This window comes from Polaribacter gangjinensis (genome assembly GCF_038024125.1).
In the GTDB taxonomy this organism is placed as follows: domain Bacteria; phylum Bacteroidota; class Bacteroidia; order Flavobacteriales; family Flavobacteriaceae; genus Polaribacter; species Polaribacter gangjinensis.
This window is the reverse complement of sequence record NZ_CP150662.1, coordinates 197335-209404: the sequence shown is the minus strand read 5'-3', so window position 1 is coordinate 209404 and position 12070 is coordinate 197335. Positions and strand designations below refer to the sequence as shown.

The following is a 12070-nucleotide window of genomic DNA, read 5'->3' as shown; positions in this document are numbered from 1 at the left end:
AGACTGTAGACTTTAGAAGTTCATCAAAACTACAAACTACAGTCTACTGACTACAGACTATTTATACATACATTTTATCACGTAATTCCTTGATTTTTGGATCTGAAATATAATCATCAAACGTAGTATATCTATCAATGATTCCATTTGGTGTCAATTCGATGATTCTGTTTGCAACTGTTTGTGCGAATTCATGGTCATGAGTTGTAAATAACACAGTCCCTTTAAAATTTATCAACGAATTGTTTAATGCCTGTATAGACTCTAAATCTAAGTGGTTTGTAGGTTCATCTAATAATAAAATATTGGCTCTTTTCATCATCATTCTAGACAACATACAACGCACTTTTTCACCTCCAGAAAGCACATTGCTTTTTTTCAAAGCCTCTTCTCCAGAGAAAATCATTTTTCCTAAAAAACCTCTTAAAAAAACCTCTTCACGCTCTTCTTCAGTTTGCGCATATTGACGCAACCAATCTACCAAATTTAAATTTCCGTCTTGAAAAAATGAAGAGTTGTCTAAAGGCAAATACGATTGTGTTGTTGTAACACCCCATGAATATTTACCTGCATCTGCTTTGTCATTATCTGTAATAATTTCGTAAAATGCTGTAACAGCTCTCGAGTTTTTTGAAATAACAGCCACCTTATCTCCTTTGTTGAGGTTGATATGAACGTCGTCAAATAATTTTTCACCTTCAAAACTTTTGCTCAGTCCTTCAATATTTAAAATTTGATCGCCTGCTTCTCTATCTTGCTCAAAAATAATCGCTGGATAACGTCTGCTTGATGGTTTGATATCTTCAACATTGAGTTTTTCAATCATTTTTTTACGAGAAGTTGCTTGTTTTGATTTGGCTACATTGGCAGAAAAACGACGAATAAATTCTTCTAATTCTTTCTTTTTATCTTCGGCTTTTTTGTTTTGTTGAGCACGTTGTTTGGCTGCTAATTGACTAGATTCGTACCAAAACGTATAATTTCCAGAATAGTGATTGATTTTTCCAAAATCGATATCAGAAATATGTGTACAAACAGCGTCTAAAAAGTGTCTGTCGTGCGAAACAACAATCACACAATTGTCATAATTTGCCAAGAAATTTTCTAACCAAGCAATGGTTTCAAAATCCAAATCATTGGTAGGCTCATCCATAATCAATACATCAGGATTTCCAAAAAGTGCTTGAGCTAATAAGACTCTTACCTTTTGTTTTCCATCTAAATCTTTCATCAAGGTGAAATGAAACTCTTCTGAAACCCCTAAATTCGACAACAAAGCTGCAGCATCAGAATCTGCATTCCAACCATTCATTTCTTCAAAAACGATTTGAAGTTCGCCAATTTTCTCAGCATTTTCATCAGAATAATCTGCATATAAATCGTCGATTTGTTTTTTTATTTTAAACAAATCTTTATTTCCCATGATGACAGTTTCCAAGACAGCAAATTCATCAAACTCGTTGTGATTTTGAGTAAGAACAGACATTCTTTTTCCGGGTTCTAAATGAACTTGACCTGAAGTTGGATCTTGTTTTCCAGAAATTATTTTTAAAAAAGTTGATTTTCCTGCGCCATTTGCACCAATAATTCCGTAGCAATTTCCTTGCTGGAATTTGGTATTTACTTCATCAAACAAAACTCTTTTTCCGAATTGGACAGATAAATTAGAAACTGATAACATATTGTAAAATTTTGTGCAAAAGTACGAATTTGATTTACTTTTGTGGCCTGATTTTAAATGCTTTTTGAGGATTTTTTTTAAGGAAGCATTGTTGATTTTTTAACAGCGCATTAACAATCATAGCTATTCTGAATACCTAAATTTGTGTTGTCTATAGTAAAGCCGGTAAATGTTTACATATTTAAAAAATATATTATTTTTAATAGTTTCTATTTCTTTAATTAATTGTAAATCAGAGACAAAAGAAACACATACTTATTTTGGTGGAAAAATAATCCATCCAAAATCTGATCATGTTATTTTGTATTCTATGGATCAAGCCATAGACACTTTTTATCTTGATGAAAACAATAATTTTTTTGGAGAATTAAAAATTGCTTCAGAAGGACTGTTTTACTTTACACACGGATACGAAAATCAGTACATGTATTTGCAACCCAATGACAGTTTGCTTTTACGTTTAAATACATGGGATTTTGATGAATCACTTGTTTTTGCAGGAAAAGGTGCAGACAGAAATAATGTATTGATTGATTGCTTTTTAGAAGAAGAAAAAGAATCAAATAGTACGTATGAATTCAATAAATTAGACCCAAAGAAATTTAAAGAAAAATTTGATTCCTTACTTAAAGACAAACTTTTTTTGTACGATGAATATGTAAAAACTCATCCTGAAGAAAGTAATGGCTACCGAAAAGTATTGAAAGTTGCTTTGACCTATCCTTTGTATGCACGTTTGGAAAAATATCCAATGATTCATGCGAAACTGATGGAATCAGATAAACTTCCTGAGATTGACAATTCATTTTACGATTACAGAAAAACTGTAGAAATTGATGATGATTCGTTGATTTATTATCCTCCGTATTCAAAGTACGTAAGAAATCATTTGTACAACGAAACCTATTCATTAGGATACCCACCTATGAAGCGAAATTATTCTGCCAATTTCACTTCGGATTTGTTGACTATAATCAATAAGAAAATTTCACATGAAGACACAAAAAATGCATTTTTAAAACAAACTATTTTAAGTCATTTTTTCAATAAATCAAGTTGTAATTTAAATCAAATACCTTTTGATAAGTATTTGAAATTCAGTACAGATGAAGAAGACAAAAAGCAGGTTGAAAACTTAATTGAAGATACAAAATACATTCTTTTGAATAGTAAATTACCCGAATTTACCATCAACGATTATTTATATACGCCAAGATCAATTCATGAGTTGATTGGAGGTAAAAATGCTTTTCTTTTCTTTTGGAGTCCAGAATACGTATCGGAATCCTATTTAGTTTCTCGGATCAATTTTTTATCAAACACCTATCAAAACATTACTTTCATTCCCATAAAAATTGACGGTGTAAAAACAGAACGCATTGAAAAACTAGATATCAAAAATCAATTTTACTTAGCAGATGATAGTAAAGCAAATGATTTTTTAACTTCAAAAATGCCGCGTTCTATTCTTGTAAATAAACAAGGAAAAGTAATGAATGGCTATGCCTCTATTTCATCACCAAACTTAGATGAATACCTAGAAAATTTAAATAAATTAAAATAATCAGTAATTAGTTGCTAATCATTTAATTTAGACTACCTTTGCACGATTTTTAAAACGAGATTTTTTCGTTTAAAATCAAGTCGAAATTTAACAAACGGTTTGCAGGTGGGCGTCTGTGAATCACAAAAAACACAGTATGTCAACATTTTTAGAGTTGGGTTTGAAAGAACCTATCACAAGAGCATTATTAGATTTAGGATATGAAAATCCTACAATTATTCAAGAAAAAGCAATCCCGCAAATCATTTCTTCAAAGAGCGATTTAAAAGCTTTCGCACAAACAGGCACAGGAAAAACAGCCGCTTTTAGTTTGCCAATTTTACAGTTGGTAGATGAAAACAACCCTCACACACAAGCAATTATTTTATCGCCAACAAGAGAATTAGCCGTTCAAATAGGTAAAAACATCCAAGATTTTTCAAAATACTTGAAAAATTTAAAAGTTGTAACAGTATATGGTGGTGCAAGTATGGAAGAACAAATTCGTTCTCTTAACAAAGGTGCACAAATCATTGTTGGTACACCAGGTAGAACTTTAGATTTGATTAATAGAAAAGCGCTAAAGCTTGGTAATATTGATTGGTTGGTGTTGGATGAAGCTGATGAAATGCTGAATATGGGCTTTAAAGAAGATTTAGACAGCATCTTACAAGTTACACCAAAAACCAAACAAACATTGTTATTTTCTGCAACTTTTCCTGCGGAAGTTGAGGCAATTTCTAAAAACTATATGACCAAACCTGTAGAAATTACATCTGGTCAAAAAAATGAAAGCTCAGACAATGTTAGTCACGAATATTATTTGGTAAACGAAAGTACACGTTACCTTGCTTTGAAAAGAATTGCAGATTTAAATCCTGATATTTATGGAATCATTTTCTGTAGAACGAGAAGGGAAACCCAAGAAGTTGCTGATAAATTAATCAAAGACGGTTATAATGCAGATGCATTGCACGGAGATTTATCTCAAGCACAAAGAGATTCTGTGATGGATAAATTCCATAATAAAAGTGTGCAATTACTGGTTGCTACTGATGTAGCTGCACGTGGAATTGATGTAAACAACTTGACACACGTTATCAACCACAAATTACCAGACCAAATTGAAAACTATAACCATAGAAGTGGACGAACTGGACGTGCTGGAAAAAAAGGAATTTCATTGGTTTTGGTAAACAATAAAGAAAAAAGCAAATTAAAACCGATTGAAAAAATCATCAATAAGAAATTCATTGAAACAAGAGTTCCTTCTGGAAAAGAAATTTGCGAAAGTCAATTAATGCACTTGATAGAAAGAGTAAAAAATACTGTCGTAAATGAAACTCAAATTCAAGAATTTTTACCAAGTATATATAAAAAATTAGCTGACTTTTCTAGAGAAGAATTGATTCAGAAATTTGTTTCGCTTGAATTCAATACCTTTTTATCATATTATGAAAATTCAAAAGATTTGAATGATTTATCTAGAGACACTTCAAGAGCTAGATCTACTAGTGAAAATATGACCCGTTTTTTTATTAATGTTGGTAGAAAAGACAATTTAAATCCTGCGAAATTGATTGGATTGATCAATGATCAAAACATCGGACATAAAATTGAAATTGGTGCGATTGATATTTTAGATACTTTTTCGTTTTTTGAAATCGATAAAAATTTCGAAGAAAAAACTTTAGAAGCATTTGCTACCAACCAACCAGATTTTGAAGGACGAACAGTAAATGTTGAAATCACTAAAAAAGAGCGTTCAGGAAATTCAAGAAGAGATGGTAAAAAACCATTTGCTAAAAAAGACGGTGGTTTTGGAAGACGCAGAAGTGATGAAGGGGCAGCAAAAAAAGGAGCTGATTTTAGTGGAAGAAAAAGAACAGACAGAAAATTTAGTGATCGTCCAAAAAGTTCTGTAGATAAAAAAGCAGGTGGATTTGGTAGAAAAAGAAAATAATATACCTCACTTTAAAACTAAAAAAAAGCTTGACAAATTGTGAAGCTTTTTTTTTTATTATTTTTTCAAATATGCAACTACTGCTTTTCGGATATCAAAAGCCATTTCACTCTCTTTTGGATGATACACAGAAAGCACTTCTTTGTGTGTTTCTGTTAAAAAAGGAATGTCAAAACCTTTCAATAAATAATCAGAAAATGCTACTGTATATGTTTTTTGAATATCTAAACTTTTACCTTTAATAAGCCACTGCTCTCCTACTTTTTCAACATTGAAACGTTGCAAATAAGCACCTGTTCCAGCTGCTAAAACCCCATAATCAAGGACTCTTTTTAGCAATCTTCCTTTGATTTGTACTTTTAAAATTGCACCTCCATATGGCAACACTCTAAAAATATCAACAGGCGTTATATTCCCTACTAAAACATCATCAATACGAATAGAACCTCCATTTACCAAAGCACAATCAACTTCATCATTAAAAGAAAAAGACATAGATTTTGTAATCAACACTCCTAAATTGGTTTGCTCACTGCGAATTGGCGTATCTCTACCATCCAAGCCAGGATTGGCATTGAAAATAATTTCATTCGGATTATCAATGATTTTTTTGATATTATCTGTTAAAATTGTTTGCCACTTTGCTACAATTTTCCCTACATTTTCGTCGTCTTTGATGCCTTTGTTTATCTCTTTCAATTCTGAAACAACTGTTGCATTTTTTGTATGTTTATCAAACGAAATCCGATGAACATATACTGTTTTGGCATTTGCATCCGCTTTTGTAATTATCACATTCCCTACTTTTTCTGAACTATTGGTGTGTTCATGACCACCCATAATCAATGGAATGTTAGGCAATAATTTGGCAATTCGTTTGTCATTTACAATTTTCACATGCGTTAAACCAAAAACCACATCAACACTGTCTTTGACAGCATTGTATGAGGCTCTTGCCTTATCAAACATGTTTTCATAATACACATATTCTTTTGGATTTGAAGGAATGCAAACACTGATAAAACCAATTTTGATTTTTGTACCATCTGCATCTTCAAACTCTTTGATAAAGGTGTCTTGCAAAGGTACTTTTACACCATTTTTTTCTTTGTAAAAAGATATAGTATCTTTTTCTGAAACCAATTTTACGTTGGATGAAATCCAAGGAAAATGACTTTCATTCAGTCTTTTTTGTAAATCGTTTTGCGATAAATCAAACTCGTGATTTCCAAATGCAACTACATCAAAGTTCATGGCGTTCATCACTTCAATCATTTGCCTTCCATAAACTCGCTCATTATCAACCTTTAAAGTTCCTAACAAAGACGGATTTAAAAAATCACCTGCCATTACTAACAAGGTATTTTTATTTTCTTGCAACAACTGTTGATGTAAGGTTTCTACTCTTGCCATTCCTCCAAATTCTCCACCTTGAATGGGTGCAATCTCATACACATCATTAAGTTGCATAATGGTAAAATCAATTTTGTCGTTATTTTTTACACACGAATAAAAAGAAATTAAGAACGTAAAAAGGAATAGGAGTTTATGATTTTTCATGTCAAAATATTTCTAAGGCTTTGTTGTAAGCGCTCTCAAAACTCATGGGTTTTATGTTGGTATTGGCTTTTTGCGCCGTAAAATAACTCAGTAATTTTTCAGTAGGCATGTTTCCTGTCAAATCATCTTTTGCCATTGGACAACCTCCATACCCTTTAATAGCGCCATCAAAACGAACGCAACCCGCTTTGAAAGCTGCATTAACTTTTTCGAACCAAGAATCAGGAGTAGTATGCAAATGCGCCCCAAATTCAATTTTTGGGTATTGTGAAATTAAATTGGAGAATAAATAATCAATAATTTCGGGAGTTGAACTGCCAATTGTGTCTGATAATGATAAAATTTTCACTCCCATTTTAGCAAGTTTTTCTGTCCATTTTCCTACAATATCAACATTCCAAGGATCTCCATACGGATTTCCAAAACCCATAGACAAATAAGCAACAACTTCTTTATTTGTTTTGATAGAAATTTCTAAAATCTCATCCAAAGTTTCAATAGATTCTTCAATCGTTTTGTGTGTATTTCGCATCTGAAAATTTTCAGAAATAGAAAAAGGATAGCCCAAATAATCAATTTCTTCAAATTGCGAAGCATCGCTTGCACCTCTTGTATTTGCTACAATTGCCAATAATTTGGTCTGTGTTCTAGACAAATCTAACATTGCTAAAACTTCAGCAGTATCTCGCATTTGAGGAATGGCTTTAGGCGATACAAAACTTCCAAAATCTATGGTATCAAAACCCACATTCAACAACGAATTGATGTACAATGCTTTTTTTTCGGTAGGAATAAAATGACTTTTAATGCCTTGCATGGCATCTCTTGGACATTCTATGATTTTGACTTGTTTCATTGAAATCAAAGATAGCGAAAGAAACGAATTTGTAAAATTATTTATTACAGAAAATTATTGAATTTTAAAAAATAAGATTGCTTTTTTGAGAAAAACACAAAGAATACCCATTCAACTATCTTTTCAAATTTATTTATGTATAAGAATTACCAAAAAATGAGAAGTGCAATCCCAACAAAAACAAGAATTTGTGCCCATTTTAAAATCAAACCAGTTTGTTTGTTTTGAAGAATATAATCAGAAATTTTACCTCCTAAAAAGGCAATACTTCCAAAAATAATAAAAGAAACTAAGATAAAAATAAGTCCTAAAATGTAAAATTGAATAACTGATGAAAGCTCTTTAGAAAACAAAAATTGCGGAAAAAAAGCCAAGAAAAAAATAGTCACTTTCGGATTCAAGACATTCATTAAAAAGCCTGTTTTGAATAGTTGTAAAGTGGATTTTTTTTGAATGTTTTCTGTTGAAAAAGTAATTTCAGCATCACTTTGATACACTTTGTAAGCCAAAAACAACAAGTATGAAGCTCCGAATACTTTTAATAAAAAAAACAGATTTTCATGACTTTTAATGATTGCAGAAACACCAAATGCAACCAAAGTTGTATGAATAATACAGCCTGTCATTAAACCAAAAACAGTGGCAAATCCGTATTTTTTTCCATTGACAATGCTTTGCGTCAATACAAAAATATTGTCAGGACCTGGAGAAATAGCCAAAATAGACGTTGCTAATGCAAAAGAAATCAACGTTTCAAACATTGCTACAATTGATTTAAAATTGCTTTGTTGATGCGTTTTATCAAACTTGGTCCTTCATAAACAAAACCTGTGTAAATTTGTATCAAATCTGCACCCGCTTTGAGTTTTTCTAAAGCATCTTGTTCAGAATGAATGCCTCCTACTCCAATAATTGGAAACGCTTTTTGAGAATTTTCTGACAAATATTTTATCACTCTAGTACTTTGATTTTTAATAGGTTGCCCACTCAAACCGCCATTTCCTATTTGTTGCAATCTTTCTTTTGAAACTTTTAAACCTTCTCTTGATGTTGAAGTGTTGGAAGCAATTACCCCATCAATTTTTGTTTCTGCAACCAACTCAATGATTTCATCTAATTGATGATCGTTTAAATCTGGAGCGATTTTTAATAAAATTGGTTTTTTAATTTTAAACGTTTGATTTACTTTTTGACATGCAGTAATTAGTGAAATCAAATAGTCTTTGTCATTCAGTTTTGCATGACTTGAAACATTTGGGCAACTCACATTCAGCACAAAATAATCAACAAAAGGATGTAATTCTTGAAAACATTCTAGATAATCAGCTGTGTAATTTTCTGGCAATGTTTGGGTATTTTTTCCAATATTTCCGCCAATAATAACTTTGTGTTTGTTCTTTTTTAATTGTTTGATAACAGCTTCTAAACCATGATTGTTGAACCCCATTCTGTTGATAATTCCTTGATCTTCTTTTAAGCGAAACAAGCGTTTTTTGGGATTTCCTTCTTGTCCTTTTGGAGTTACAGTACCAATTTCAATAAAGCCAAAACCAAAATCAGCCAATTCGTTATATAAAACTGCATTTTTATCAAAACCAGCTGCCAAACCTACTGGATTTTTAAATGTAAGTCCGAATAATTTGCGCTCTAATCTCACATCATTCAATTGATAATAACTTCTAAAAAGTGAAGAAACAAAGGGAATTTTTGATAAAAACCTAATCAAAGAAAAAGTGAAATAATGCACTTTCTCTGGATCAAAAAGAAATAAAATAGGTCTTAAAATAGTTTTATACATATCCTCAAATGTAAAAAAAAGCTCCAAATTAGGAGCTTATAAATTATCGCAAAACTGCGTTTAAATTTTTCTCAAACGATTGTTGTAATTTTTGCATGATTTTTTCAATTTGCTTTTCTTCCAAGGTTTTTGATTCATCTTGCAATACAAAACTTACAGCGTATGATTTTTTTCCTTCAGGCAAATTACTTCCTTCATACACATCAAACAAATCAACATCTTTCAACAAATTTTTCTCTGATTGAAAAGCCAAATTAAACAATTCCTTAAATTCAGTTTTTGAATCTAACAACAAGGCTAAATCCCTTTTTACTTGTGGAAATTTCGGTAATTCCTGTAATTTAAAATTTTGATTATTTGAAAGCTTTAATACATTTTCCCATTTGAAATCAGCAAATAAAACCTCTTGCTTGATGCCAAATTCTTTTAAAATAGGTCGTTTTACAACTCCAAAATCAACCAAAACTGTTTTTCCTAAACTTAAAGAAATACCTTCAGAAAAAACATCATTCTTTGTAGGACTGTTTTTTAAATTATTCAATCCTAAACGTGCTAAAATAGCTGTCACTACTCCTTTTAGATAGAAAAAGTCACTAGTATTTGTTTGTATATTCCAAGAATCTTTAGCTCTATTTCCAGTTACAAAAAGCGTTAAGTGCTTGTCCTCTGAATAGCCACTTTCAAAATTGTGATAGGTTTTACCAAATTCAAATAATTTTAAAGCATTATTCTTTCTATTGATATTGTAATTAACAGATTCTAATCCACTGAATAACAATGATTGACGAAGTACACTTAAATCATTGCTCAAAGGATTTAAAATGTTCACATTTGCATTTTCGTGTAAGTTTTCACTGAGCTTTACATAAGAACTTTTTGTTAAAGAGTTTGCCATTGTCTCATGGTAACCCAATGAAATTAACTGATTTGCAACGGTATTTTCAATTTTAACTTCATCGTTTTTATCAAAAGAAATTGAGGTGTTTAACTTGTATGAAAACTCGATATTGTTATATCCATAAACACGTAAAATTTCTTCAATAATGTCAGCTTCGCGTTGAACGTCTGTTCTGTAAGAAGGAATTGTCAAACCTAAACCACCTTCAGTTTCACTATTTATTTTAATTTCAAGAGATGCTAAAATATTTTTGATAGTATCTTTTGAAATTACCTGACCAATCAATCGAAATGCATTTTCGTAAGACAAGAATACTTGATAATCTTCAATTTTATCGGGATAAAAATCGGAAATATCAGAAGTAATTTTTCCACCTGCATATTCTTCTACCAATAAAGCTGCTCTTTTTAAAGCATATTTTGTCATGTTGATGTCAATTCCTCTTTCAAATCTAAAAGAAGCATCCGTATTTAGCGCATGACGTTTTGCAGATTTTCGGATAGAAATCGGATTAAAAAAGGCACTTTCAATAAAAATAGAAGTAGTATTTTCTGAAACACCTGAATTGATTCCTCCAAAAACTCCCCCTAAACACATAGGGTTTTCATTGGCATCACAAATCATGATATCTTCATCTGAAAGAGATCTTTCAACTCCGTCTAAAGTGGTGAACTTTGTTCCTTCAGCCAATGTTTTTACAATGATTTTATTTCCTGTAATTTTCTGAGCATCAAAAGCATGCAAAGGCTGCCCTAATTCATGCATTACATAATTGGTAATGTCAACTACATTATTTTTAGGCGTAATTCCGATTGCTTTTAAACGATTTTGAATCCATTTTGGAGATTCTTTTATAGTAATGTCAGAAATGGTAATTCCGCAATAACGAGGCGCCAATTCTTTATTTGGAATCTCAACTTCTATGCGAGAAGTTCGTTCATCTACATGAAAATCGCTCACAGAAGGAGAAATCAATTCTAATTTTAACTCACGTTGAATCAAACCAGCTCGCAAATCTCTGGCAACACCATAATGACTCATGGCATCTGATCTGTTTGGTGTTAAACCAATTTCGAAAACATAATCTGTTTGAATATCAAATACTTTTGCTGCAGGAGTTCCTGGAGCTAAAGAAGCATCTAAAATCATGATGCCATCATGGCTTTTGCCTAATCCGATTTCATCCTCGGCACAAATCATTCCATGACTTTCTTCACCTCTTATTTTACTTTTTGTAATGACAAAAGATTCACCTTTTTCAGTGTATAAAGTTGTTCCAACAGTGGCAACAGGTACTTTTTGACCCGCAGCAACATTGGGTGCTCCACATACAATTTGAACTGGTATTCCATCTCCTAAATCAACAGTGGTTAATTTTAGTTTGTCTGCATTTGGATGTTGTACGCAAGTTAAAACCTCACCAACAACAATCCCCTCAAGACTTCCTTTAATTGATTCAACTTTTTCAATTCCTTCTACTTCCAAACCTAAATCAGTCAACAATTCTCCTGTTTCAGAAGCTTCCCAGCTTACATTTAAAAATTGTTTCAACCAATTGTATGATATTTTCATAAATCTCTTTTTGAGTTTTTCTGGCGCAAATTTAAGTATTTTAATCAACTTATCTTTGAATATTTTTGAAAGTTACGTGGCTTTCAGGGTAAAAAATCAGAAAAATTATCTGATAAAAATCCAATTTTAAAAAGAAAATTTGCATGCTATTAAATTCACTTAAATTTAATACTTTTGATGATTCAAACACCATATTAAA

The 12070-nt window shown here is 31.5% G+C and carries 8 protein-coding genes; 2 read left to right on the top strand and 6 right to left on the bottom strand.

What is annotated here, in order from left to right:
• Nucleotides 1-61: 61 nt before the first annotated feature.
• Nucleotides 62-1681, bottom strand: a complete 1620-nt coding sequence (locus WHA43_RS00840) for an ABC-F family ATP-binding cassette domain-containing protein (RefSeq protein WP_105045289.1) — start codon at nt 1679-1681, stop codon at nt 62-64.
• Between the two features lie 169 nt (nt 1682-1850).
• Between WHA43_RS00840 and WHA43_RS00835 the strand changes: the two genes are divergently transcribed.
• Together WHA43_RS00835 and WHA43_RS00830 are read left to right on the top strand one after the other, a co-directional pair.
• Nucleotides 1851-3245, top strand: coding sequence for a hypothetical protein (locus WHA43_RS00835; protein WP_105045288.1), 1395 nt, complete (start codon nt 1851-1853; stop codon nt 3243-3245).
• A gap of 136 nt (nt 3246-3381) precedes the next feature.
• The gene (locus WHA43_RS00830) at nt 3382-5187 is read left to right on the top strand and encodes a DEAD/DEAH box helicase (RefSeq protein WP_105045287.1); all 1806 of its coding nucleotides are present in this window, start codon (nt 3382-3384) and stop codon (nt 5185-5187) included.
• A gap of 57 nt (nt 5188-5244) precedes the next feature.
• Here the strand turns inward: WHA43_RS00830 and WHA43_RS00825 are convergent, their stop codons facing one another.
• From WHA43_RS00825 to pheT, 5 genes are all read right to left on the bottom strand, one after another.
• On the bottom strand, nt 5245-6747 hold the full coding sequence (locus WHA43_RS00825; RefSeq protein ID WP_105045286.1) for a bifunctional metallophosphatase/5'-nucleotidase: 1503 nt from the start codon (nt 6745-6747) through the stop codon (nt 5245-5247).
• Nucleotide 6748: 1 nt separating this feature from the next.
• Nucleotides 6749-7603, bottom strand: a complete 855-nt coding sequence (locus WHA43_RS00820; protein WP_105045285.1) for a hydroxymethylglutaryl-CoA lyase — start codon at nt 7601-7603, stop codon at nt 6749-6751.
• 146 nt (nt 7604-7749) lie between these two features.
• A complete protein-coding gene (locus WHA43_RS00815; protein ID WP_105045284.1) occupies nt 7750-8364 on the bottom strand; it encodes a LysE family translocator in 615 nt (204 codons plus the stop codon).
• 2 nt (nt 8365-8366) lie between these two features.
• Nucleotides 8367-9401, bottom strand: coding sequence for a quinone-dependent dihydroorotate dehydrogenase (locus WHA43_RS00810; protein WP_105047235.1), 1035 nt, complete (start codon nt 9399-9401; stop codon nt 8367-8369).
• Nucleotides 9402-9444: 43 nt separating this feature from the next.
• The gene (gene pheT, locus WHA43_RS00805; RefSeq protein WP_105045283.1) at nt 9445-11871 is read right to left on the bottom strand and encodes a phenylalanine--tRNA ligase subunit beta; all 2427 of its coding nucleotides are present in this window, start codon (nt 11869-11871) and stop codon (nt 9445-9447) included.
• Nucleotides 11872-12070: the final 199 nt, after the last annotated feature.

Coding starts and splice junctions, on each gene's coding strand:
- WHA43_RS00840 (WP_105045289.1), bottom strand. CDS start 1,681: ATGTTATCAGTTTCTAATTTATCTGTCCAATTCGGAAAAAGAGTTTTG.
- WHA43_RS00835 (WP_105045288.1), top strand. CDS start 1,851: ATGTTTACATATTTAAAAAATATATTATTTTTAATAGTTTCTATTTCT.
- WHA43_RS00830 (WP_105045287.1), top strand. CDS start 3,382: ATGTCAACATTTTTAGAGTTGGGTTTGAAAGAACCTATCACAAGAGCA.
- WHA43_RS00825 (WP_105045286.1), bottom strand. CDS start 6,747: ATGAAAAATCATAAACTCCTATTCCTTTTTACGTTCTTAATTTCTTTT.
- WHA43_RS00820 (WP_105045285.1), bottom strand. CDS start 7,603: ATGAAACAAGTCAAAATCATAGAATGTCCAAGAGATGCCATGCAAGGC.
- WHA43_RS00815 (WP_105045284.1), bottom strand. CDS start 8,364: ATGTTTGAAACGTTGATTTCTTTTGCATTAGCAACGTCTATTTTGGCT.
- WHA43_RS00810 (WP_105047235.1), bottom strand. CDS start 9,401: ATGTATAAAACTATTTTAAGACCTATTTTATTTCTTTTTGATCCAGAG.
- pheT (WP_105045283.1), bottom strand. CDS start 11,871: ATGAAAATATCATACAATTGGTTGAAACAATTTTTAAATGTAAGCTGG.